Below are 22543 nucleotides of genomic sequence, written 5' to 3' on the forward strand. Positions count from 1 at the left end.
GCACCATGCTCGAAGCAGCTCCAGGGGGCGGCGACCGAGTTTCGGGGAGTGAGACGATCCCCGGGTGAGCAGCACGAACACCCCAGGGGACCCGGGCAGTACGTCCGGCACCGTCGAACGCGCCTTCCACGCCGCCCTGTACGCCGACTCCGACACCGCCCTGGACACCGGCGCCTCCCTCCTGGCGGCCGACCCCGGTGCGGACGCCGAGGTGGCCCGGCGGGGCGAGGAGTTCGTGGCGGCGGCCTGGCGGCGCGGCTGGCAGCCCGCGGACGTCGTACGGATCGTCGGCCGCGAGCTGGGCGACGGCCATGTACGCCTGGTGGCCGCGTTGATCCGCGCGCAGGCACGCGGCGACCGCCCGCGCGGCCGGCGCTGGACCGCCCAGCTCGACCGGATCGCCCGGCGGGCGGACGCCGGCGACCTCGCCGCGACGCCGCCCCGCCCCGACCGTTTCACGCAGGCGACGGCCGTGCTGGAGCTGTACCGCCTGCTCCTGCGCCTGCCCGCGCTGGAGCCTCTGGAGGAGCCACGGCGGGCCTCCCGGCGGGAGCACGGCACCGACGGCCGCATGCTCGCCCGCATCCGCGCTCTCCTCGCCAAGGCGGAGGCGACCGGCTTTCCTGAGGAGGCGGAGGCGCTCAGCGCCAAGGCGCAGGAACTGATGGCCCGGCACAGCGTGGACGAGGCCGTACTGTCCGCCCAGCCGCACGCCCCCGGAGCCGCCGCCGACACCCCCGGCGCCTGCCGCATCGGCGTCGAGCCGCCGTACGAGCAGGCCAAGGCGGTTCTGCTGGACGCGGTCGCCGTCGCGAACCACTGCCGGGCCGTGTGGAACGAGTCCCTCGGCTTCTCCACCGTGGTCGGCTTCGAGTCCGACCTGGACGCGGTCGAACTCCTGTACACCTCGCTGCTCGTGCAGGCCCAGTCCGCCATGGCGAAGGCGGAGGCGGCCCAGCGCGCGGGCGGCCGCAAACGCACCAAGACCTTCCGGCAGTCCTTCCTCGCCGCCTACGCCCACCGGGTCGGCACCCGGCTGCGCGAGGCCGCCGCGGCCCCGGTGAGCGAGGACCTGCTCCCGGTGCTCGCCTCCCGGGAGGTCGCGGTCACCGACCGCCTGGACCGCATGTTCCCGCAGACGACCACGACCCGGCTGCGCGGTGTCAGCGACGAGGCAGGCTGGACGGAGGGCGCCCGGGCGGCCGACCACGCCCAGGTCCGGTCCCGTCGGCCCTTGGAGTGACGCTTACGAACGCCCTCCCGCGCGCGGGACGGCAGTCCCGTCGGCCTCTGGGGTGACGCCCACGAACGTCCACCCGCGCGCGAACGCCGGTCAGTGCCCCGCGCGCGGGGGAGCGATCAGTCGCCCGCGCGCGTGAAGGGCCCCACCGACGCGTCCGGCGCCTCGCCGTCGGCCTTCAGTGCCACCGGGCCGTACGACCACGGGAAGCTCTGCACGTCGTCGGGGGCCCCGGGCAGGCTGATCTCCAGCGTCTTCGCGGCGAGGCTCTTCGCGCCGGCCGCGCCGCCCCGGACGTAGGTGAGGGTGAAGGTCACACTGTCGCCCTTGGCCAGGGTCAGCTTCTCGGGCTGGGCGCCGTCCGCCGCGGGGACGGTCGCGGAGGCGCCGCCGGCCTTGAGGACGGCCCCGGCGATGCCCTCCAGGGTGCACGGCGCGCTCTGGTTGGTGAGCGAGACGGGGATGTTGCCCTCGTCCCCGGCGGCCGGCGCGGCGTTGGCCGGGCCGGCCTCGACGCCCAGCTGACCGATCTGACAGGCGTCCCCGGGCTTCCGGGAGCTGCCACTGTCGTCGCTCTCACTGCCGCTCCCGCTCCCGCCGCTGTCGCAGGCGGTCAGGAGGAGGGCGGCGGCGAGGGCGGTGACGGCGAGGGGGGTTGCGCGCATGTGAGGTCCTCTGGTGCGAGACGGCGGTACGCGAGGATCATCACGCACGAAGGGGGCGACACGGTTGCCGCCCCCGGTTCCGCCGGGCCGGTTCGACCGCGGACCGTCCGCCGACCGACCGCGGACCGTCCGCCGACCACGAGGTCCGGCTACGAGCCCAGACTCGCCGTCGGCAGCCCGGTCGGCAGCGTGCCGCCCTCCGACCGGGTGTACGTCTCCGCCCCGAGGCCGCCCTTCCAGGTCACCTTCAGCGTCGTGCCGTCCACCGAGTCGACGACTCCGGTGGCCCGGTCCTTGCTGCCGTCCGTGCAGGTCAGACGGATCGTCTCCGGGCCGGCGGTACCGCTGCACACGGTCCCGCCGGTGGCGAACAGCCCGGCCTGGTCGCCGGTGATCACCAGCGCCACGGCCTTGCCGCCGGTCGTGGCGAGCCAGCTGCCCTGCACGCCGCCGGAGGGCGCCGTGGTTCCGCCGGACCCGCTCCCCCCGCCCGTGTCCGCGCTCGCGGAGGCGGACGTGGGGCCCGTGGAGGGCTCGTCGTCGGAGCCGCCGTCGCCGCCGCACGCGGTCAGGAGGAGCGCGCCCGCGAGGCCGGCGGCCGCAGCCGTGACCCGTGTCCGCCGGCGTGTACCCGAAGTCGCCCAAGTCACTGGAAGCTCCCAAGCTGTAGCGGCCCGCCCGGTGGGCCGGGCGGACCGCAGCAAGTTACCAGGGCGTACCCCGAAGCCGTCAGGCCCCGACGGGGCGCTTTCCACAGGCGGCGCCCCACCGGAGTCCCACCGGGGCGCCCCGTCAGGGCGGCCCCGACGGACCCGAGCTCACCAGGACGACTTGCGCACCCCCGGCAGATATCCGGCGTGCGCCTGCCCCCGCAGGTTCACCCGGGACAGTCCGAAGGCCCGGAAGTACCCGCGCGGACGCCCGTCCACCTGGTCCCGGTTGCGCACGCGCGTCGCGCTGGCGTCGCGCGGCTGTCGGCGCAACTCCCGCCGCGCGGCGAGCCGTTCCTCCTCCGTGGACGACGGCCGCCGGAGGATCTCCTTCAGCTCGGCCCGCCGCTCGGCGTACCGCGCGACGATCTCCTGCCGCCGGTCGTTCTTCGCGATCTTGCTCTTCTTCGCCATCAGACCCGCACCCCCCGCGCGCGGATCCGGGCCACGGCCGCCTCGACGCCGATCGTGTCCACGGTCCTGATCCCCTTGGTGCTCAGTCGCAGCCGTACGTGACGGCCCTCACTCGGCAGCCAGTAGCGCTTGGACTGGATGTTCGGGTCGAAGCGGCGCGAGGTGCGCCGGTGGGAGTGCGAAATGCGGTTGCCGAAGCCGGGCCGGGCGCCGGTCAGCATGCAGTGGGCGGACACGGGTGACGCACCTCTCTCGAAGCCGATGTGTAAATGGAATTCATTTTCAGTAAGGTACCAGCATGGCTCGCAACGAACTCCGCCCGGTCATCAAGCTCCGGTCCACCGCCGGGACCGGCTTCACCTATGTCACCCGCAAGAACCGCCGCAACGACCCGGACCGCATGACGCTGCGCAAGTTCGATCCGGTCGTCCGCCGCCACGTCGACTTCCGAGAGGAGCGCTGAACACCGCCATGCGCAAGGGAATCCACCCCGACTACGGCCTCGTCGTCTTCCGCGACCGCGCCGCGAAGCACGCCTTCCTCACCCGCTCGACCATGTCCAGCGACAGGACCATCGAGTGGGAGGACGGCCACACGTACCCCGTCGTCGACGTCGAGATCTCGAACGTGAGCCATCCCTTCTACACGGGCACGGCACGCGTCATGGACACCGCCGGACGCGTGGAGCGCTTCGAGCGCCGGTACGGGAAGCAGGACTGACCCGGTGTCCGAACTCTCCGTCGTGATCGTCGGCGGGCTGCACGCCGATGCCCGCAAGGCGGCCGTCGCGGGGCTGCTCGCCGACGTGCCCGGCAGCCTCGCCCTCCACCACGACCTGGCGACGGCCACCGCCGGCACGGTCGTACGGACCGTCCGCGACGCCACCGGCATCATCGACGCCGGTGAAACGCCCCTGGTCAACGACTGCGCCTGCTGCGCGCTCCGCGAGGACCTGGTGCCCGAGCTGCGCCGGCTCGCCGATGTCGGCGCGACCCGGCTCGCGGTCGTCGAACTGTGGGACTCCGTCGAGCCCAAGGCCATGGCCGAGGTGGTCACGGCCGGCGGGCTCAGCGTCACCGGCGTGATCACCGCCGTCGACCCGGCGCTCGTCCTGCCGTACCTCGGCAACGGTGACGACCTGGCCGAGCGCGGTCTCGCCGCCGCGGCCACCGACCAGCGCACGGTCGCCGACACCTTCGCCCGCCAGCTGGAGTACGCCCCCGTCCTGGCCGTGGCCGACTCCCCGGAGGCCGACGACGAGGACCGCGAGCTGCTCGCCCAGCTGCACCCGACAGCCCGCCAGGTCCCCATCGACGGCGGCCACCCGCGGGACCCGGCGGGCGCCCGGTCCGCCGTACGGCCCTCGGGGCGCTCCCCGCTGGCACGGGCCGCCCTCGCCGGGTTCGACGTCGAGGCGGCCGCCGCCGCCCAGCACCCGGCCTGCGCGCTGCTCCCGGCGGAGGCCGACGCGCACGGCGTGTCCACCCTCGTGTGGCACCGGTGCCGCCCCTTCCACCCGGAGCGGCTCTACGAGGCCCTGGAGGACATCACCTGCGCCGCCGCCCGCAGCCGCGGCCGGTTCTGGCTCGCCGACCGGCCGGACACCCTGCTGCACTGGGACGCGGCCGGCGGCGCCCTGTGCGTGGAGAGCGCGGGCCCCTGGCTCGCCTCCCTGCCCGACGCCGCCTGGGAGATGGTCCCGCCGGTCCGCCGCGCCGCCGCCGCGCTGGACTGGCACCCGGAGCACGGCGACTGCTGCCAGCACCTCGTCTTCACCTCGCCCGGCCTGGACCGCGACGGTCTCGAACGCGTCCTGGAGACCTGCCTGCTGACCGACGCCGAGTACGCCGCCGGGCGCGACGCCTGGAAGCGCCTGCCGCCCGCCTTCGACACCCTCCTGGAGGTCTGACCCCATGGCCCGCACGCTCGACCGCAAGCCCGCCAAGGCCCGCCCCAACCCGCTGGACCAGGCAAAGATCACGTACATCGACTACAAGGACACCGATCTGCTGCGGAAGTTCATCTCCGACCGCGGCAAGATCCGCAGCCGCCGGGTCACCCGTGTCTCGGCCCAGCAGCAGCGGCAGCTGGCCCGCGCGATCAAGAACGCGCGGGAGATGGCGCTCCTGCCGTACTCCAGCCGCTGACCACTGGCCGCTGACCGCCGACCACTGGCCCCTGGCCGCGGTCCTCGAGTACGGCGATCCGGCCCGGCCGGGCGACGGCTCATACCGGACATCGCCCGGCCGGTGGAACAGGAACGCCGTGCCGTGCGTCTCTTCCTAGGGCAGGACCAGGCGCACGCGGCGTCGATACACCGTCCGTCACGTCTGTAACCACGGGACCACCCCGCGTGCACGTGCATCTGCATATGCATCGGCCCATGCACCCGCACATGAACAGGGTTATGATCCGGATCAGTTGACCGCTGCATCAATGGCCTCACCAGCCAGTGCACCACCGGGGAGCGACCTGTGGACCACGACGTGTACGACGTTGACGACGCGTCCGGCGTCTACAACGGTATGGCCGCCGCCCACCTGCGAGTGGCCTGGCAGAAGAGCCGGCACAGCAACTCGCAGGGATCCTGCGTGGAGTTCGCGCGCCTGCCCGGTGGGGAAGTGGCCGTGCGCAACTCGCGGTTCCCCGACGGCCCGGCGCTCGTCTACACCCGCGCCGAGATCGAGGCGATGCTGCTGGGCATCAAGGACGGCGAGTTCGACCACCTGATAGCGGGCTGAAGGGCGCCCGACCCGCGCGCGACGCAGCGTGACCGGCGACCCACTCCGCGTAACGCGCGTAGAACTCGCACGTCAGGAAGCGCCGCCCGATGTCATTCGGCGGACTGCGGCTGCGGCAGCCGGAAGAGCGCCCAGACCACCTTGCCGCCGATCGACCCCGCCATCGGGTGCCAGCCCCAGCTGTCACTGAAGGAGTCGACGAGGAACAGGCCGCGACCGCACTCCGCCGCGAAGTCGTCGGCGTCGCGCGTGACCGGACTGTCCTGGCTGGGATCGCGCACCGCGCACACCAGTCGCCCGGTCCACCGCATCAGGTGCAGCCGCACGGGCGGGCTCTGCTCGGGCAGGCGCGGGGTGTTGGCGGGCAGCGCGTGCCGCAGGGCGTTGGTGACGAGTTCCGAGACCACCAGACACGTGTCGTCGAAGCGTTCGCCCAGGTCCCACTGGTCCAGTGTTCTGCGCGTGAACTGCCGCGCCTCACGGACCGCTTCGTAGCGGGCGGGGAGGGCGCAGGAGGCGGCGTCGGACGCGGCCCCGGGATCCAGCGGCGGAAGGCCCTGCCGTAAAGGCTTGAGCATGGTCGATCCATTCGTTGCCATGCGAGGCACTCCCGGGAATTCGCGGTCGTTGCGATGCAGCGGTGGCGCAGGACCATGGTTTCGGATGCGCGGTGCAGATGCAAGGTGCAGATGCACGTGCACCTGACCGAATTGGACCCTCCCGTACCACTTGTTGGCCATTTTTTCTGCCATCTTCTCCCCTGTCTCTTGCCTTCCCCGTCCCCGGAGGTGTCCCACGCCTGTGCGGAAACTTTGGCTTCTTTCCATATCTGTAATCGGGCGAGTACTGCTCGGAGTGTTTTAGTGGCAGACTTCGGTGCCTGAAGACGGTTGGGGAGGCTGGCGAACGTGAGCGCGGGAGAGCCCGGATCGGTGGTGCGGCGGATGCTGCTCGGCTCGCAACTCAGGCGACTGCGTGAGGCACGCGGCATCACGCGCGAGGCGGCGGGTTACTCGATCCGCGCCTCCGAGTCGAAGATCAGCCGGATGGAACTGGGCCGGGTGAGCTTCAAGACGCGGGATGTGGAGGACCTGCTGACGCTGTACGGCATCACGGACGAGGCGGAGCGGGCCTCGCTGCTGTCCCTCGCCAAGGAGGCCAACGTCGCGGGCTGGTGGCACAGTTACTCGGACGTCCTGCCGAGCTGGTTCCCCACCTATGTGGGCCTGGAGGGCGCGGCGTCCCTGATCCGCGCGTACGAGGTCCAGTTCGTGCACGGGCTGCTGCAGACCGAGGCGTACGCCCGCGCGGTCGTCCGGCGCGGCATGAAGGGCGCCAGCGCGGAGGACGTCGAGCGGCGCGTGACGCTGCGCATGGAGCGGCAGAAGCACCTCCTGGAGGACAACGGCCCGGAGTGCCACATCGTGCTGGACGAGGCCGCCCTGCGCCGCCCCTACGGCGACCGCGAGGTGATGCGCGGCCAGTTCCAGCACCTGATCGAGATCTCCGAGCGCCCCAACGTGCGGCTACAGGTCATGCCGTTCGGCTTCGGCGGCCACTCCGGCGAGAGCGGCGCGTTCACGATCCTGTCCTTCCCGGAGTCCGACCTCTCCGACGTGGTCTACCTGGAGCAGCTCACCAGCGCGCTGTACCTCGACAAGCACGAGGACGTGGCCCAGTACGAGAAGGCGCTGAAGGAGCTCCAGCAGGACAGCCCGGGGCCGGACGAGAGCCGGGACCTTCTGCGAGGTCTCCGCCAGCTCTCCTAGGGGTTATCCCCAGAACATTGCGCTCTGTCCCCAACTCGCGTGCGGCGCACGTACGATGACGTGTGATCAGACCGTGACGTTGATCGTGTGTCTGCTAGTGACTTGGGGATCACATGTCGTCCTACTTCACCGACCTGGCTCAGCAGTTCATCGACGGTGAGTGGCGCCCGGGGACAGGGTCCTGGGACATCATCGACTTCAACCCGTTCGACGACGAGAAGCTGGCGTCGATCACCATAGCCACGGTCGACGAGGTCGACGAGGCGTACCGGGCGGCGGCCCGCGCCCAGAAGGAGTGGGCCGCGACCAACCCGTACGCCCGCCGCACGGTGTTCGAGAAGGCCCTCAGGCTGATCGAGGAGCGCGAGCAGGAGATCGCCGAGGTGATCATCGCCGAGCTCGGCGGCACCCGGCTGAAGGCCGCCTTCGAACTCCACCTCGCCAAGGAGTTCCTGCGCGAGTCGATCCACCTGGCGCTGCGTCCCGAGGGCCGGATCCTGCCGTCGCCGGTCGACGGCAAGGAGAACCGCCTCTACCGCGTGCCGGTCGGCGTCGTGGGGGTGATCAGCCCCTTCAACTTCCCCTTCCTGCTGTCGCTCAAGTCGGTCGCCCCGGCGCTCGCGCTCGGCAACGCCGTGGTGCTCAAGCCGCACCAGAACACCCCGATCGTCGGCGGCTCCCTGGTCGCGAAGATCTTCGAGGACGCGGGCCTGCCCGGCGGGCTGCTGAACGTCGTCATCACGGACATCGCCGAGATCGGTGACGCGTTCATCGAGCACCCCGTCCCGAAGGTCATCTCCTTCACCGGTTCGGACAAGGTCGGCCGTCACGTCGCCACCGTCTGCGCCGCGAACTTCAAGCGCTCGGTCCTCGAACTGGGCGGCAACAGCGCGCTGGTGGTCCTCGACGACGCCGACGTCGACTACGCGGTCGACGCGGCGGTCTTCAGCCGGTTCGTCCACCAGGGCCAGGTCTGCATGGCCGCCAACCGGGTCCTCGTGGACCGTTCGGTCGCCGACGTGTTCACCGAGAAGTTCGTCGCCAAGGTCCGGACGCTGAAGGCCGGCGACCCGCGCGACCCGGAGACCGTCATCGGCCCGGTCATCAACTCCTCGCAGGCGGACGCGCTCACGGGCGTCGTCGAGCAGGCCATCGCCGAGGGCGCCACGGCGCTGGTGCACGGCACCACCACCGACAACCTGGTCGAGCCGTCCGTCCTCACGGACCTGCCCGCCGACTCCGCCCTGCTCCAGCAGGAGGTCTTCGGCCCGGTCGTCTTCCTCATCCCGTTCGACGGCGAGGAGGAGGCCGTACGCATCGTCAACGACAGCCCGTACGGCCTGAGCGGGGCCGTCCACACCGGTGACATCGAGCGGGGTGTCGCCTTCGCCAAGCAGATCGAGACCGGCATGTTCCACGTGAACGACGGCACGGTCCACGACGAGCCGCTCGTCCCCTTCGGCGGCGAGAAGCACTCCGGCATCGGCCGCCTGAACGGCGAGACGACGGCCGACGCGTTCACCACCCTGAAGTGGATCTCGGTCCAGCACGGGCGCAGCGGCTTCCCGTTCTGACGGGACGCTCCGGTACGGCGGCGGGCACGCGTCCAGGCGCACAGGGGGCGGGTGTCCGCCGCCGGCGTGCCGGTCCCCCGCCGCCGCGGATCATCCGGTGGCGAACGCGCAGGGCACCTCCACGGGCCCAGGTGCGGCGCCCTAGGCTGGACGGCATGTCAGCGATCCGTCTCCTCGTGCTCGGCGCGGTCCGCCAGCACGGGCGGGCCCACGGCTACCAGGTGCGCAACGACCTGGAGTACTGGGGCGCGCACGAGTGGTCCAACGCCAAGCCCGGCTCGATCTACCACGCCCTGAAACAGATGGCGAAGCAGGGGCTGCTGCACGCGCACGAGATCGCGCCGTCCACCGTCGGCGGCCCGCCGCGCACCGAGTACGAGATCACCGAGGCGGGCATCGAGGAGTACCTCTCGCTGGTCCGCGCGTACCTGACCGCCTACGACCAGCGGCCGGACGTGCTGACCGCCGCGCTCGGCTTCATGGTCGACCTGGACCGCGAGGAGGTCCTCGGCCTCCTGGAGGACCGGGTGCGCAGCATCGAGGAGTGGCGCAAGTCCGTCACCGAGTACTACACGCCGGAGGAGGGCCCCGGGCAGCTCGGCCACATCGGCGAGATCATGAACTTCTGGGTGCACTCGGCCGACACCGGCGCCGACTGGACCCGGGGTCTCATCGACCGCATCCGTGCCGGGGCGTACACCTTCGCTGGAGAGGGCGAGCCGTTCGTGGGCGTCCTGCCGGAGGGCGAGGAGAACCCCTTCGCGACGGGGGAGCGGCATCCGGGAGACAGCCGCTAATCAAGTTTGACTAAGTCCCTGGGTGGGCATACGCTCCTCCGGCGAGCTAGTAGTCAAGTTTGATTAATAACTCGCTCTGTCAGGTGACTCGGAAGGAGTTCGATGACCGACGCGATCGTCGCCGAAGGCCTGTGCAAGAGGTACGGCGACAAGGCGGCCCTGGACGGGCTCGACCTGAGGGTGGCCCGCGGGTCCGTGCACGGCCTGCTGGGCCCGAACGGCGCCGGCAAGACCACCGCCGTACGGATCCTGACCACCCTGCTGCGCCCGGACGCGGGCCGCGCCGAGGTGGCCGGGCACGACGTGGTCCGCCAGGCGTACGGCGTACGCCTGCGGATCGGCCTCCTCGGCCAGCACGCGGCCCTGGACGAGGAGCTGTCCGGCCGCCAGAACCTGGACATGTTCGGGCGTCTGCACCACCTGGGCGCCCGCCCCGCGCGCGTGCGCGCGGGTGAACTCCTGGAACGCTTCGGCCTCGCCGACACGGGCCGCAAACCCGTCCGCGCCTACAGCGGCGGCATGCGGCGCCGCCTGGACCTGGCGGCCTCCCTCATCACCGAACCGGAGGTGCTCTTCCTGGACGAACCCACGACCGGCCTCGACCCACGTGGCCGCGCCGAGGTGTGGGCCGCGGTCCGCTCCCTGGTCGGCGGCGGCACGACGGTCCTGCTGACCACCCAGTACCTGGAGGAGGCCGATCAGCTCGCCGACCGCATCTCGGTCGTCGACCGCGGCCGGGTGGTCGCCGACGGCACGGCCGACGAGCTGAAGACGACGACCGGCGGCGACCGCATCGACGTCGTCCTGCGGGACGCCGGCCAACTGGGCGCCGCGGTCGCCCTGCTGCCGGTCGGCGGTCCGGGGGTCCGCGTCGACGCCGACCGCCGCCTGCTCAGCGCCCCCGTCACCGACCGCATGGCGGCGCTCTCCGGAGTCGTACGGGCCCTGGAGGAGGCCGGCATCGAGGCGGTGGACGTGTCCCTGCGCCGTCCGACGCTGGACGAGGTGTTCCTGCACCTCACCGGCGACCACCGAGTGAAGGAGGACGCGTGAGTACGAGCCCGTACGCCGCGAACGCCCACGCGCTGACCGACTCCTGGACCATGACCCGGCGTGAACTGGCCCACTGGGCGCGGCAGCCGGTGCAGGTCGTGGTGAGCCTGGTCTTCCCGGTGATGCTGCTGCTGATGTTCGGTTACCTCATCGGCGGCGGCCGGGGCGTCCAGGGGGACTACGTCGACTATCTCGTCCCCGGCATGCTCGCGCTGACCATGGCGTTCGGACTCGAAGGGACCCTGCTGGCCGTCACGCAGGACCTCAACAAGGGGGTGATCGACCGCTTCCGGTCCATGCCGATGGCCAACGGGGCCGTCCTGGTGGGGCGTTCGGTGGCCGACATGCTCCAGTCGGCGGTGGGCCTGCTGGTGATGATCGGCGTCGGCCACGCGATCGGCTGGCGGACGCACGGCGGTGTCACCGGGTTCCTCGGCGCCGTCGGCCTGCTGCTGCTGTTCCGCTTCGCCATGCTGTGGATCGGCATCTACCTGGCGATGGTGGCCGGCAAGCCGGAGCTGGTCCAGGCGGTGCAGATCCTGGTCTGGCCCGTCGGGTTCCTGTCCAACGCCTTCGCCACCCCCGACTCCATGCCCGGCTGGCTGGGCTCGGTGGTCGAGTGGAATCCGATGTCCCACACGGCCACCGCGGTACGGGACCTGTTCGGCTGGCCGGGCGCCGAGTCGGGCCACGTGTGGGCCGCGGTGGGGTGGCCGCTGGCGCTGCTGGCGGTGTTCTTCCCGCTGGCGGTGCGGAGGTTCGGGGCGTTGAGCACGTAGGGGCCGGACGAGTGGGGCGGTGAGGGGGCCGGGCGCTGAGTGGGTAAGGCGGGGAGCTGACCGGGCGGGCGGGGACCTCGGGAAAGTCGTGGCCGCCGAGTGGGAACCCCGGCGCGGTGAGCGGTGTACCAGGAATGACAGCGCATCGCGGCGGGGTCATCGGTCGTTCGGGGGGTTCCCATGAGGTGGATCAGCAGGTGCAGGGCGGTGGTGGCCATGGCGGTGGGCGTCCTGCTGTCGGTGGCGGCGTGCGCCGACACGGAAGGGGGCACGGCTGCGGGCGGGCGACCGGACGGGGGAGAGCGCGCACCCTCAGCGGTGGGGGACACGCCTCCCCGCGTCCCGTCGGCCGCCGGCCTGCCCGGCTTCGTGGCCGACGTCGGCTTCGCCTCGGACGGCAGCGGATTCGCGCTGCTCGCGGAGTGCGGAAGGAAGCGCTGCCGGCAGCATGTCGCCGTCCTGGACGCGGGCGCCGACACCTGGCGGCTCCGCCGTTCGCCGCTGGCGGACGTGACGGGTGACCTCGGGATCACGGCGGGGCTCGTGGTGCTGGGCCCCGGCCGCGCGCTGATCACCGAGGGCGGGTGGCCGCCCCCGGACCGGACCTGGTTCACCGGCGACCGGGGCCGCAGCTGGCGCGCGGGCACCACCGAGCCGTCGGGCACGGTGCCGGTGGTGTCCGGGGGAGGGGCCCTGGTCGAGGACTGCGCGCGGGCGGACCGGGAGGGGAACAGCTGCGAGCGCTCCCGCCTGCTCACGGTGGTTCCCGCCACCGGCGAGTACCGGTCCCTGGCCGCCCAGCCTCCGCTGAAGGGCCCGATGATCCCCGCAGGAGAGATCGCGCGCGGGACAGCCGGAAGCCTGCTCCTCGCCTCCGGCCGTGACCCGGGCTCCGACCGCCCCGCCCTCGCGGTCAGCGAGGACCGGGGACGCACCTGGCGGCTGTCCCGGCTGCCGGGCTCGACCCGGCACGGCTCGGGCATGCGGGTGGTCGCCGCACCGGGAACCGAGGGGAACAAGCTGTACGCGGCCCAGCCGGGTCACCTGCCAGGCGAGGACGACGTGAAGAACGGCCTGCTCGCCCTGCACCGCAGCGCCGACGCTGGCCACACCTGGGAGCGGGTGTGGGAACACCGCAGGGGAGTGGAGCCCCGCTCCCTGCTCGGCGCCCCGGTGGCCGCCGCCGACGGCAGCCTCACCCTTCACGGCGAGGACGGCGCCTGGCGCAGCACCGACGGCGGCCGTACGTTCACCCGCGCCGAAGACTCCCGAGGACCCGCGGGCTCGGTGACCACGACCCCGCTCGGCTACCTGGGGGGTGACAGCCACGGCTCCGGGAGGTTTCGCATATCGGCCGACGGCGTCCACTGGACGTCGTTCGCCCTGGGCGGCGGCGACTGAGGACGGCGATCCGGGCGGACGCCGCCTCAGTGATGGAACCCGGTGGCCGCCCCCTTGTCCCGGTTCAGCGGCCCGGACTGCCGGCGCAGCTCCGGCAGCAGCCGCGTCAGGTCCTCCACGAACAGGTCGGCGAGGTCGGCCGAGAAGCCGTTGCGGCACACCACCCGCAGCACGGACAGGTCCTCGCGGTGCGGCGGGAAGGTGTACGCCGGCACCAGCCAGCCCCCCTCCCGCAGCCGCCGGGAGACGTCGAAGACGTCGTAGGCGTCCACACCGGGCGCGGTCGTGAAGGCGAACACCGGCAACTGGTCGCCCCGGGTCAGCAGCCGGAAGTCGCCGAGCGCCTCGACCCGTTCGGCAATGCCCAGGGCCACGTCCCGCGTGGACTGCTGCACGGCCCGGTACCCCTCCCGGCCCAGCCGGAGGAACGTGTAGTACTGCGCGACGACCTGAGCGCCGGGCCGGGAGAAGTTGAGGGCGAAGGTCGGCATGTCACCGCCCAGGTAGTTGACGCGGAACACGAGTTCCTCGGGCAGGGCCTCCTTGTCGCGCCACAGGGCCCAGCCGACGCCCGGGTAGACCAGCCCGTACTTGTGGCCGGAGGTGTTGATGGAGGCGACCCTCGGCAACCGGAAGTCCCACACCAGGTCCGCGTCGAGGAAGGGGGCGACCATCGCGCCGGACGCCCCGTCGACGTGCACGGGGATGTCGAGGCCGGTGCGGTCCTGGAGGGCGTCGAGGGCGGCGCACAGGTCCGCGACCGGTTCGTAGGAACCGTCGAAGGTGGAGCCGAGGATGCCGACGACCCCGATGGTGTTCTCGTCGCACAGCTCGGCGGCGGCCTGTGGGTCGAGGTGGAACCGGTCGCCCTCCATGGGCACCTGACGGGCCTCCACCTCCCAGAAGGTGCAGAACTTGTCCCAGCAGACCTGCACGTTGACGCCCATGACGAGATTCGGGCGGACGTCCCGGGCCGGGTACCGGTCGGCGTGGCGCTGCGCCCAGCGCCGCTTCAGCGCCATGCCGGCGAGCATGCAGGCCTCGCTCGACCCGGTCGTCGAACAGCCCACGGCGGCCGAGGGATCGGGCGCGTTCCACAGGTCGGCGAGCATGGCCACACAGCGCCGCTCCAGCTCGGCGGTGCGCGGGTACTCGTCCTTGTCGATCATGTTCTTGTCCCGGCACTCGTCCATCAGGACCCCGGCCTGCGGCTCCATCCAGGTGGTGACGAAGGTGGCGAGGTTCAGCCGGGCGTTGCCGTCCAGCATCAGCTCGTCGTGCACGAGCTGGTAGGCGGTCGCGGGCGGCAGGGGAGTGTCCGGGAGCCGGTGCTTGGGCGGAGCCTCGGTCATGCCGCCGACCGGGTTCGCCTCTCCGTGGAAGGGGTTGACGGACAGCGGGCGCTGGTCGCGCTGGTCGGGGCCGGTGTGCAGCGGCATGAGCGGGTCTCCTCAGCGGGTCGGCGGGTTTCAGATGACCGGGGTTCCGTCGTCGCGCAGCTGCATCTGCCGGCGCCCCGTCACCAGCAGCCAGGCCGGCAGGGAGGCGATGCAGAGCAGGGCGAGGATCGCGGGCGAGGCCACCAGCACGGCGGCCGTGAACAGGCTCAGCCAGCCCTGCCGGGTGAGGGCGAGGAGCATCCCCAGGACGCCGGCGGCGACCCCGAGCGCCGGCTGGACGGCGGGCACCAGCGCGTGGGCGCCGAGACCGAAGGCGGTGCCGACGAACACGGCGGGGAAGATCCGTCCGCCCCGGAAGCCGCAGGACGCGGCGACGAGCAGCGCGGCCAGCTTCACCACCGTCATCGTCGCGAACTGGCCCGCGGTCCAGCCGTCGGGATCGCGGGCCAGTTCCCCGATCTCGTCCAGCCCCTTGAACAGCGTCACATGGCCGCCCAGCGCCGCCAGCAGGCCCAGCACGAGCCCGCCGGCCGGAAGGATCAGCATCGGGTGCCCGAGCCGGGCGAACGCGCCGTGGAGGTAAGGGAAGGCGTACACGGCGGTCATGCCGAGCAGCGCCGCGAGGGAGGCGACCACCAGAGCCGCCAGCAGGTCGCCCCAGCCGGTCCGGCCGAGGGCGGGCAGATGCAGGTCGAAGGTGGGGCGGGCCACCAGAGTGGTCGTCAGGGCCCCGGCCGCGGCGGCCACCAGGGGCGCGAAGACGTTGTCCCACAGCGCACCCTTCGGCTGCTTCCCGGCCAGCGCCTCGGAGATCACCAGGGCGGCCGCCACCGGCGTACCGAACAGCGCGCCGATCGTCGCCGCCTCCGCCAGCGCCGGCCACAGTCCGCCCGGCAGCCGGGGGATCAGCCGGCGTCCCAGCCAGAAGGCGAGCCCCACGTTCACGGCGATGATCGGGTTCTCGGGCCCGAGGCTGGGTCCGCCCGCGAGCATCAGCCCGGTCGCCAGCACCAGCCCCGGCAGGACGGCGGGCGGCAGCGGCGGGGCCGCGAGTCCGGTGGTGGCCGGGTCGGGTCCGGCGTGCCCGGGCACCTTCCACACCACCAGGCCCACCGCCACGCCCGTCGCGGTGAGCATGAGGAGCATCCACAGCACGGAGTACCTGCCGACCCCCAGGGAGTCCGGCAGGGTCTGCCAGAGCACGTTCTGGAGTTCTCCGGCCGCCGCGCTCACCCCGAGAAAGACGAGGCTCGCGCCCACCCCCACCACCAGGGCGGGGAGGATCAACGGCAGCAGCGCGCGCGCCGGGGTCGCCGGGGCGGCGGGAGCCTGCTGCGCGGTGTCCTGGGCCACGGGCTCACGATAAACGGACAAAAGGGACCGAACATCCGGGGGAGTCCGACCGGGATCCGACGGAGCGGGAACGGCCGGTGGAATACGCCTTGCACCTCACGTCGCGTGAGGACCCACCGTGGAGCGCGTACCGAAGAAGGGAGCGGACGAAGTGAGCTACTCCGTGGGACAGGTCGCCGGTTTCGCCGGAGTGACGGTGCGCACGCTGCACCACTACGACGACATCGGCCTGCTCGTCCCGAGCGAGCGCAGCCACGCGGGCCACCGGCGCTACGGCGACGGCGACCTCGACCGGCTGCAACAGATCCTGTTCTACCGGGAGCTCGGCTTCCCGCTCGACGAGGTCGCCGCCCTGCTCGACGACCCGGCCGCGGACCCGCGCGCGCACCTGCGCCGCCAGCACGAGTTGCTGACCGCCCGGATCGAGCGGCTGCGGAAGATGGCGGCGGCCGTGGAGCACGCCATGGAGGCACGCACGATGGGCATCAACCTCACGCCGGAGGAGAAGTTCGAGGTCTTCGGCGACAAGGATCCGGAACAGTACGCCGAGGAGGCGGAACAGCGCTGGGGCGGCACGGAGGCGTACGCCGAGTCGCAGCGCCGCGCCGCGACGTACACCAAGGACGACTGGAAGCGCATGCAGGCCGAGGTCAACGCCTGGAGCGAGCGCTACGACGCCCTGATGGCCGCCGGTGAACAGCCGACCGGCGACCGGGCGATGGACATGGCCGAGGAGCACCGGCAGCACATCCGCACCTGGTTCTACGACTGCCCGTACGAACTCCACCAGTGTCTCGGCGACATGTACGTGTCCGACGAGCGCTTCAAGGCGTTCTACGACTCCATGCGGCCGGGCCTCGCCGAACACCTCAGGGAGGCGATCAAGGCGAACGCGGCCCGCCACACCTCCTAGACCCGAAACCCCTGGCCCGGGGTGTCACTCCCGGGCCAGGACCACCGCCGTCCCGTAGGCGCACACCTCGGTGCCGACGTCCGCCGCCTCGGTCACGTCGAAGCGGAACATCAGCACACCGTTGGCGCCGCGCGCGCGTGCCTGCTCCACCAGTCGCTCCATGGCCTGGTTGCGGGTCTGCACGAGCGTCTTGGTCAGCCCCTTGAGCTCACCGCCGACCATCGACTTCAGACCGGCCCCGATCTGACTTCCCAGATGCCGGGAGCGCACGGTCAACCCGAAGACCTCGCCCAGAACCTCCTGGACCCGGTAGCCGGGCGCGTCGTTCGTCGTCACGACCAGCACGTCCGAGTCGGGACCCTGGCCGCCGCCGTAATCTTGGATGCTCATGACGCACAGCTTTGTCGCAGACGGACCACAGTGCATCCTGGGGACGCCCATGGAACCTGGGCCACGACCGCTGCGTTGATACTTTTGGGCAGCCAGCCCAGCCCAGCCCGTCCCCCACCAGCAGGAGCCACAATCCCGTGACCACGCTCGCGCTCGCCCCCGAGTGGCTCAGTCCCGACTATCTGATCGAAACCTTCAGCCTCCCCGGCATCCTGCTGATCGTCTTCGCCGAGTCCGGACTCTTCGCCTTCCTGCCCGGCGACTCGCTGCTGTTCACCGCGGGCCTCTTCGTCGCCGAAGGGAACTACATCAGCCAGCCGCTGTGGCTGGTGTGCACCCTGATCGTGCTGGCCGCCGTCCTCGGCGACCAGGTGGGCTACATGATCGGCAAGTTCTTCGGTCCGAAGCTCTTCAACCGCCCCAACTCCAAGCTCTTCAAGCAGGAGAACCTGGACAAGGCCCACGAGTTCATGGAGAAGTACGGCCCCAAGGCGATCGTCCTGGCCCGCTTCGTGCCGATCGTGCGCACCTTCGCCCCCATCGTGGCGGGCGCCGGCCGTATGAAGTACCGCACGTTTCTCACGTACAACATCATCGGCGGCGTGGCCTGGGGCTCGGGTGTCACCATGGCCGGCTACTGGCTCGGGCAGATCGACGTCATCAAGGCGAACATCGAGCCGATCCTCATCCTGATCGTTTTCCTCTCCGTGGTCCCGATCGCCGTCGAGTACCTCCGCGAGCGCTCCAAGAAGAAGCGTGCGGCGGGCCAGGACGCGCCCGCCGCCCGGCAGCAGGCCCCGATGACGGACGACGCGACGACCCAGCTGCGCCGCATCCCGTCCGAGGACCAGCCGCAGTACAACCAGCCGTACGACAACCGCGGCCAGCAGCAGTACGGCACCCAGGACAACCAGCAGTACGGCGACCAGAGCCGGCAGCAGTACGGCTACGACCAGCACTACGGCCAGCAGCAGCCCCAGCAGCCGTACGGTCAGCAGCAGCCTCCGCAGCAGCCCTACACCCCGCAGCCGTACGGCTCCCAGCAGGGCACCTACGACCCGAACCAGCAGCAGCCCTACAACGGCGGCTACTGACAGGCGTTCCGTGCCGGCGCGGGGCCTAGTGCCGCGGCAGGCAACGTTCGCCCCGTCGCGACGCCCGGCACGCCCTCTCGCCGCACCGGCCGAAAGCCCGAGTACATCCAGTACGAGGGCTTCCGGCCGGCACGCCGAGAGCACGCACCGGACGCCGCTCCTTGACGGGCAAACGTTGCCTGCCGCGGCACTAGAAGCCCCGCGTCCGCTTGGCGGCCCGCCGCCCCGCCGCACTGCCCATCCCCGGCAGCCGCAGGAACAGCCGCGAGATCTCCGATCCGAGGTTGACCCCGATGGCGATCGCCATGGCCAGCGCCGCCGCCTTGGACAGCGACACCAGCCCCTCGTCGACCTGGTTCTGCGCGATCGACAACAGCCCGAAGTACGTCGCGGACCCCGGCAGCAGGGGCCCGATCGCCGCCGTCGTGTACGGCAGCGCGGACGCGAACCGGTACCGCGACAGCAACTGCCCGAACAGGCCCACGAGTCCCGCCGCGACGGCGGTGGAGGCGACCGGTGAGAGCCCGCCCGTGTAGTGCATCGCGCCGTACACCGACCACGCGACCCCGCCGTTCAACGTCACGGCCAGCACGGTGGATCGTTCCTGCTGGAGCAGCACGGCGAACGTGAGCGACAGCAGCATCGACGCGCCGATCTGCCACAGCGGCCGCGGGGTGATGCCCAGGGCCGCGTCGGGGTTGAGATGGGCACCCAGCTGCACCCCGACGTAGAGCATCACCAGCACCCCCACCACGATGCCGACGAAGAAGTACATGACCTCCAGCAGCCGCGCGGACGCGGTGATGTAGAAGCCGGTCAGACCGTCCTGCACGCCCGCCACCAGGGCCCGCCCGGGCAGCAGCGCGAACAGCCCACCGGTGATCACCGCGGACGCCTTCACGTCCACGTCCGCCAGCGTCAGCGCGATGCCCAGCGCGGCCGGCGGCATCGCGGCGACGGTGAACTGGTAGAACTCCGGCAGCCCGCGCCCGGCGCACAGCCACGCCAGCCGGTCACCGAGCATCGCGCCCAGCGCGGCCGCGATGAAGACGATCACGTCACCGCCGACCAGCACGGAGGCCGCACCCGCGAGCAGTCCGCTCGCCGAGGTCAGCACCCAGCCGGGATACGGGTGCCGGTTGCGCCGGATCTCCGCCAGCCGCCGGTACGCCTCCTCCAGGGAGATCGACGTCTCCGGGTCGCTGAGGTCGTCCACCAGCCGGAAGACGGCCGCCAGCCGCGTGTAGTCGGTGCCCCGGCGGCGCACGGTCCGCGACGCCGTCACCGGGTCCTCGACCAGGGACGGCTGGTAGGAGATCGACAGCAGGGTGAAGGTGACGTTCGGCTCGCAGCGGTCCAGGCCGTAGGACCGGCAGACCGCGAACATCGCCGCCTCGACGTCCTCGGCGCCCTCGCCGCCGGCCAGCAGCAGCTCACCGATACGCAGCGTCAGGTCGAGGACGCGGGGGACGGCCGGCCCCTCCTCCTCCGTCTTGTGCGTCGGCTCCGGCGCGGGCCGCTCGGTCACCGGCATCCGCAGCATCGTGCGCATCCGGTCCTGCCACGGCAGGTCCTTGGTCAGGCTGACCACGGGGATGCCGCTGGGCGGTGTGAAGGCGGGCGGCGCCTGCCGGGCGCTGTACGTCCTCGGCGTGTTGAACGCCGACCCCTCCGGCTCCGCACCGGGCGGCTGCGGCGCGTCCAGCCCGTCCGGCAGGGCGAACTCGGACGTGGCCTCGGACTCCCCACCGGTTCTCGGTACGGCCAGCCCCCGGGGGACCGAGAACTCGGACGTCGTCTCCGCGTCGGCCGTCGTCGAAGGCGCGAGCACGCTCCTCGCCTCGTCCGACCGCGGCTTGCGGTCCTCCGCGTGCGTCACTCCGTAGCGCTCCCTGTACGACACGTTTCAGCAGCTCTCAGTATGCGCACAGGTACGCGAACGGGCCGCGCCACCCCGGGAGGGGTCACGCGGCCCGCGAGGCACAGCGGTGATCAGTGGCCGCCCTGCTCCTTGAAGCGCTTGTACGACCGCTCGATCTCCGCCTCGGCGTCCGTACGGCCCACCCAGTTGGCGCCCTCGACCGACTTGCCGGGCTCCAGGTCCTTGTAGACCTCGAAGAAGTGCTGGATCTCCAGGCGGTCGAACTCGGAGACGTGGTGGATGTCGCGCAGGTGCTCCACACGCGGGTCGTGCGCGGGCACGCACAGCAGCTTGTCGTCGCCGCCGGCCTCGTCCGTCATCCGGAACATGCCGATCGTGCGGCACTGGATGAGGCAGCCGGGGAAGGTCGGCTCGTCCAGGATGACCAGCGCGTCCAGCGGGTCTCCGTCCTCGCCGAGGGTGTTCTCGACGAAGCCGTAGTCGGCCGGGTAGCTGGTCGAGGTGAAGAGGCGACGGTCCAGGCGGATCCGACCGGTCTCGTGGTCCACCTCGTACTTGTTCCGCGAACCCTTCGGAATCTCGATCGTGACGTCGAACTCCACCGGTGGCTCCTCCATGATCAGCACATAGTTCTGGTGGTTAAGTGTCCCTCACGCAGGTGTGTGATCGCGAAAGGGGCTGGTGGTCGTGCCAGAGCTGAGGCCTTGGCGGGCCGCGAGACCGCGTGTGGCGCGGGCCGCGAACGCCGTACGACCGCGTCTGGCACGCGCCCGAAACGCCGTCCGGCCCCGTGTGGCGCGAGCTGCGGACGCTGTACGCCCTCGTCTCGCACGCGCCGCGACGGCCACAAAACCACAGGTCGTGCGGCTGGCACGGGCCGCGGGGCCGCGACTGGCGCGGATCCCGAGGCCGAAGACCGCCGGGACCTGGCAGTACACCGCGACGGCTGCCACCGCCGGGCTGGCGCTGGCCGCCTCGGTGGTGACCGCTGCGGGCCCCTGGGACTCCACGGGTCAGCGTACGGCCGAGCGGGACCGGGCGGTCGCCCAGGAGCACACGGGTGGCGCAGATCACGACGGCTCCACGGGGACGACCGGCGGGGCGCCCCGGCCCGCTCCCAGCGCCGCCTCCGTCCTGGCCGCCCTCGGCCACACCTCGCACAGGGTGACGGCGGCACCGACCGGGCAGGGCCTGTCCGCCGTCCTGGACCCGCTTCTGAAGGACGCCGCGCTCGGCACCCGCCGCGGCGCCGTGGTCGTGGACGCCGTCACCGGCAAGCGCCTCTACGGCACCGGTGCGGGCAAGGCCCTGACCCCCGCCTCCACCACGAAGATCGCCACCGCCGTCGCCGCGCTTTCCGCGCTGGGCCCCGACCACCGCCTCACCACCCGCACCGCCCTGGAGGCCGGCACCAAGGAACTGGTCCTGGTCGGCGGCGGCGACCCCACCCTCACCGCCCACCGGGACGCCGAGGGCCGGGCGAGCCTGCGCACCCTCGCCCGGAAGACGGCCGCCGCCCTGAAGCAGCGGGACCTGCGCGAGGTGACGCTGTCGTACGACACCACCCTGTACGCCGGCTCCGGACTTCACCCCATCGGAGTCAACGAGAACCTCGCGCCGGTCACCGCCCTGATGAGCGACGAGGGCCGCACGGACGACTCCGACAGCGGGCCCGTGATCCGGGAGACCGATCCGGCGGCGCAGGCGGCCCGCACCTTCGCCGCCCTTCTGAAGGACCAGGGCATCGGGACGACCTCTCCCGGCCCCTCCAAGGCGACCGGGCGCGCCGAGCCCCTCGCCACGGTCTCCTCGCCCCCGCTCTCCGCCCTCGTCGAACGCATGCTCACTGAGAGCGACAACGACATCGCCGAGGCCCTCGCCCGCCACACGGCCGTCGCGGCCGGTGAACGCGCCGACTTCCACGGCGGGGGCAGGGCGATCGCCGCGCGGCTGAAGAAACTGGGCCTGCCCGTGTCGGGCGCCGACTTCCGCGACGGCAGCGGCCTGGACCGCGAGGACCGCATCACCGCCGACCTGCTCACGGCGCTGCTGGTCGAGGCGGGCGACCCGGCCCGCCCCGAACTCCGCCCGGCCCTCACCGGCCTCCCGGTGGCCGGATTCACCGGCACCCTCAGCAGCCGCTACACGGATGGCGCGGCTGGCGTCGTCCGGGCGAAGACGGGCACCCTGACCGGCGTGAACACGCTGGCCGGAACGGTCGTCGACCAGGATGGGCGGCTGCTCGCCTTCGCCTTCCTGGCCTCCGGCACGACGGACAAGGCGGCGGCGCAGGCCGCCCTGGACCGGGCGGCGACCGCGCTGGCGTCCTGCGGCTGCCGCTGACGGCGGACCGGCGTGCCCCGGCCGT

25 protein-coding genes are annotated in these 22543 nt (G+C 71.9%); 15 read left to right on the top strand and 10 right to left on the bottom strand.

What is annotated here, in order from left to right; all coding sequences use genetic code 11:
- Positions 1-64 precede the first annotated feature (64 nt).
- Entirely contained in the window at positions 65-1243 is a 1179-nt protein-coding gene (locus QQS16_RS23285; protein ID WP_286063767.1) for a DUF2786 domain-containing protein, read from the top strand.
- Positions 1244-1359: 116 nt separating this feature from the next.
- Here the strand turns inward: QQS16_RS23285 and QQS16_RS23290 are convergent, their stop codons facing one another.
- The 4 genes from QQS16_RS23290 to rpmB form a co-directional block, all read right to left on the bottom strand.
- Entirely contained in the window at positions 1360-1905 is a 546-nt protein-coding gene (locus tag QQS16_RS23290; RefSeq protein WP_286063768.1) for a DUF4232 domain-containing protein, read from the bottom strand.
- Between the two features lie 149 nt (positions 1906-2054).
- Positions 2055-2555, bottom strand: a complete 501-nt coding sequence (locus tag QQS16_RS23295) for a hypothetical protein (RefSeq protein WP_286063769.1) — start codon at positions 2553-2555, stop codon at positions 2055-2057.
- Positions 2556-2723: 168 nt separating this feature from the next.
- Complete coding sequence (rpsN, locus tag QQS16_RS23300) at positions 2724-3029, bottom strand: 30S ribosomal protein S14 (RefSeq protein ID WP_286063770.1); 306 nt, start codon at positions 3027-3029, stop codon at positions 2724-2726.
- Positions 3029-3265: a 50S ribosomal protein L28 gene (rpmB, locus tag QQS16_RS23305; RefSeq protein WP_062651224.1), complete on the bottom strand. Its 237-nt coding sequence runs from the start codon at positions 3263-3265 to the stop codon at positions 3029-3031. The genes rpsN and rpmB overlap by 1 nt, the downstream gene beginning before the upstream one ends.
- A gap of 62 nt (positions 3266-3327) precedes the next feature.
- On the opposite strand from rpmB, the gene rpmG reads away from it, so the two are divergent.
- The 5 genes from rpmG (at position 3328) to QQS16_RS23330 (ending at position 5770) form a co-directional block, all read left to right on the top strand.
- The gene (gene rpmG / locus QQS16_RS23310; RefSeq protein ID WP_171142477.1) at positions 3328-3492 is read left to right on the top strand and encodes a 50S ribosomal protein L33; all 165 of its coding nucleotides are present in this window, start codon (positions 3328-3330) and stop codon (positions 3490-3492) included.
- A gap of 8 nt (positions 3493-3500) precedes the next feature.
- Positions 3501-3749, top strand: coding sequence for a type B 50S ribosomal protein L31 (locus tag QQS16_RS23315; protein WP_286063772.1), 249 nt, complete (start codon positions 3501-3503; stop codon positions 3747-3749).
- A gap of 4 nt (positions 3750-3753) precedes the next feature.
- Positions 3754-4938: a CobW family GTP-binding protein gene (locus QQS16_RS23320; protein ID WP_286063773.1), complete on the top strand. Its 1185-nt coding sequence runs from the start codon at positions 3754-3756 to the stop codon at positions 4936-4938.
- Between the two features lie 4 nt (positions 4939-4942).
- A complete protein-coding gene (gene rpsR, locus QQS16_RS23325; protein ID WP_286063774.1) occupies positions 4943-5176 on the top strand; it encodes a 30S ribosomal protein S18 in 234 nt (77 codons plus the stop codon).
- Between the two features lie 327 nt (positions 5177-5503).
- Positions 5504-5770, top strand: coding sequence for a DUF397 domain-containing protein (locus QQS16_RS23330; RefSeq protein ID WP_286063775.1), 267 nt, complete (start codon positions 5504-5506; stop codon positions 5768-5770).
- Positions 5771-5862: 92 nt separating this feature from the next.
- Here QQS16_RS23330 and QQS16_RS23335 read toward each other — a convergent pair whose 3' ends face one another.
- Positions 5863-6369: an ATP-binding protein gene (locus tag QQS16_RS23335; protein WP_286063776.1), complete on the bottom strand. Its 507-nt coding sequence runs from the start codon at positions 6367-6369 to the stop codon at positions 5863-5865.
- A 333-nt stretch (positions 6370-6702) separates the two neighbouring features.
- Here QQS16_RS23335 and QQS16_RS23340 point away from each other — a divergent pair, with 333 nt between their 5' ends.
- From QQS16_RS23340 to QQS16_RS23365, 6 genes are all read left to right on the top strand, one after another.
- Positions 6703-7539 (top strand): Sco1979 family transcriptional regulator, encoded by an 837-nt coding sequence (locus QQS16_RS23340; protein WP_502963922.1) that lies wholly within the window; start codon positions 6703-6705, stop codon positions 7537-7539.
- A gap of 113 nt (positions 7540-7652) precedes the next feature.
- Positions 7653-9113, top strand: coding sequence for an aldehyde dehydrogenase family protein (locus tag QQS16_RS23345; protein ID WP_286063777.1), 1461 nt, complete (start codon positions 7653-7655; stop codon positions 9111-9113).
- A gap of 155 nt (positions 9114-9268) precedes the next feature.
- The gene (locus tag QQS16_RS23350) at positions 9269-9910 is read left to right on the top strand and encodes a PadR family transcriptional regulator (RefSeq protein ID WP_286063780.1); all 642 of its coding nucleotides are present in this window, start codon (positions 9269-9271) and stop codon (positions 9908-9910) included.
- A gap of 102 nt (positions 9911-10012) precedes the next feature.
- A complete protein-coding gene (locus tag QQS16_RS23355) occupies positions 10013-10963 on the top strand; it encodes an ATP-binding cassette domain-containing protein (protein ID WP_286063781.1) in 951 nt (316 codons plus the stop codon).
- A 50-nt stretch (positions 10964-11013) separates the two neighbouring features.
- Positions 11014-11742: an ABC transporter permease gene (locus QQS16_RS23360; protein WP_286066426.1), complete on the top strand. Its 729-nt coding sequence runs from the start codon at positions 11014-11016 to the stop codon at positions 11740-11742.
- Positions 11743-11922: 180 nt separating this feature from the next.
- A complete protein-coding gene (locus QQS16_RS23365; RefSeq protein ID WP_286063782.1) occupies positions 11923-13143 on the top strand; it encodes a WD40/YVTN/BNR-like repeat-containing protein in 1221 nt (406 codons plus the stop codon).
- Between the two features lie 26 nt (positions 13144-13169).
- Here the strand turns inward: QQS16_RS23365 and gad are convergent, their stop codons facing one another.
- Positions 13170-14582, bottom strand: a complete 1413-nt coding sequence (gad, locus tag QQS16_RS23370; RefSeq protein WP_286063783.1) for a glutamate decarboxylase — start codon at positions 14580-14582, stop codon at positions 13170-13172.
- 30 nt (positions 14583-14612) lie between these two features.
- Positions 14613-15896, bottom strand: coding sequence for an ion channel protein (locus QQS16_RS23375; RefSeq protein WP_286063784.1), 1284 nt, complete (start codon positions 15894-15896; stop codon positions 14613-14615).
- Between the two features lie 151 nt (positions 15897-16047).
- Here QQS16_RS23375 and QQS16_RS23380 point away from each other — a divergent pair, with 151 nt between their 5' ends.
- On the top strand, positions 16048-16809 hold the full coding sequence (locus tag QQS16_RS23380; protein ID WP_286066427.1) for a MerR family transcriptional regulator: 762 nt from the start codon (positions 16048-16050) through the stop codon (positions 16807-16809).
- A gap of 24 nt (positions 16810-16833) precedes the next feature.
- Here the strand turns inward: QQS16_RS23380 and QQS16_RS23385 are convergent, their stop codons facing one another.
- Positions 16834-17199: a YbjQ family protein gene (locus tag QQS16_RS23385; protein ID WP_286063786.1), complete on the bottom strand. Its 366-nt coding sequence runs from the start codon at positions 17197-17199 to the stop codon at positions 16834-16836.
- Between the two features lie 137 nt (positions 17200-17336).
- Between QQS16_RS23385 and QQS16_RS23390 the strand changes: the two genes are divergently transcribed.
- Positions 17337-18293 carry a DedA family protein gene (locus QQS16_RS23390; RefSeq protein ID WP_286063787.1) on the top strand — a complete coding sequence of 319 codons (957 nt, stop codon included), beginning with the start codon at positions 17337-17339 and terminating at the stop codon, positions 18291-18293.
- A gap of 190 nt (positions 18294-18483) precedes the next feature.
- Here the strand turns inward: QQS16_RS23390 and QQS16_RS23395 are convergent, their stop codons facing one another.
- Positions 18484-20172, bottom strand: coding sequence for a threonine/serine exporter family protein (locus QQS16_RS23395; RefSeq protein WP_286063788.1), 1689 nt, complete (start codon positions 20170-20172; stop codon positions 18484-18486).
- A gap of 113 nt (positions 20173-20285) precedes the next feature.
- Positions 20286-20777 carry an inorganic diphosphatase gene (locus QQS16_RS23400; RefSeq protein ID WP_095751114.1) on the bottom strand — a complete coding sequence of 164 codons (492 nt, stop codon included), beginning with the start codon at positions 20775-20777 and terminating at the stop codon, positions 20286-20288.
- Positions 20778-20856: 79 nt separating this feature from the next.
- Between QQS16_RS23400 and dacB the strand changes: the two genes are divergently transcribed.
- The gene (dacB, locus tag QQS16_RS23405; protein WP_502963833.1) at positions 20857-22518 is read left to right on the top strand and encodes a D-alanyl-D-alanine carboxypeptidase/D-alanyl-D-alanine endopeptidase; all 1662 of its coding nucleotides are present in this window, start codon (positions 20857-20859) and stop codon (positions 22516-22518) included.
- Positions 22519-22543 lie beyond the last annotated feature (25 nt).

It is taken from the genome of Streptomyces sp. ALI-76-A (genome assembly GCF_030287445.1).
Classification (GTDB): domain Bacteria; phylum Actinomycetota; class Actinomycetes; order Streptomycetales; family Streptomycetaceae; genus Streptomyces.

Excerpts from the sequence above, each read along its gene's own strand:
- QQS16_RS23290 (WP_286063768.1), bottom strand. The coding sequence starts at position 1,905 with ATGCGCGCAACCCCCCTCGCCGTCACCGCCCTCGCCGCCGCCCTCCTC.
- rpsN (WP_286063770.1), bottom strand. The coding sequence starts at position 3,029 with ATGGCGAAGAAGAGCAAGATCGCGAAGAACGACCGGCGGCAGGAGATC.
- rpmG (WP_171142477.1), top strand. The coding sequence starts at position 3,328 with ATGGCTCGCAACGAACTCCGCCCGGTCATCAAGCTCCGGTCCACCGCC.
- QQS16_RS23315 (WP_286063772.1), top strand. The coding sequence starts at position 3,501 with ATGCGCAAGGGAATCCACCCCGACTACGGCCTCGTCGTCTTCCGCGAC.
- rpsR (WP_286063774.1), top strand. The coding sequence starts at position 4,943 with ATGGCCCGCACGCTCGACCGCAAGCCCGCCAAGGCCCGCCCCAACCCG.
- QQS16_RS23335 (WP_286063776.1), bottom strand. The coding sequence starts at position 6,369 with ATGGCAACGAATGGATCGACCATGCTCAAGCCTTTACGGCAGGGCCTT.
- QQS16_RS23345 (WP_286063777.1), top strand. The coding sequence starts at position 7,653 with ATGTCGTCCTACTTCACCGACCTGGCTCAGCAGTTCATCGACGGTGAG.
- QQS16_RS23350 (WP_286063780.1), top strand. The coding sequence starts at position 9,269 with ATGTCAGCGATCCGTCTCCTCGTGCTCGGCGCGGTCCGCCAGCACGGG.
- QQS16_RS23355 (WP_286063781.1), top strand. The coding sequence starts at position 10,013 with ATGACCGACGCGATCGTCGCCGAAGGCCTGTGCAAGAGGTACGGCGAC.
- QQS16_RS23360 (WP_286066426.1), top strand. The coding sequence starts at position 11,014 with ATGACCCGGCGTGAACTGGCCCACTGGGCGCGGCAGCCGGTGCAGGTC.
- QQS16_RS23365 (WP_286063782.1), top strand. The coding sequence starts at position 11,923 with ATGAGGTGGATCAGCAGGTGCAGGGCGGTGGTGGCCATGGCGGTGGGC.
- gad (WP_286063783.1), bottom strand. The coding sequence starts at position 14,582 with ATGCCGCTGCACACCGGCCCCGACCAGCGCGACCAGCGCCCGCTGTCC.
- QQS16_RS23385 (WP_286063786.1), bottom strand. The coding sequence starts at position 17,199 with ATGAGCATCCAAGATTACGGCGGCGGCCAGGGTCCCGACTCGGACGTG.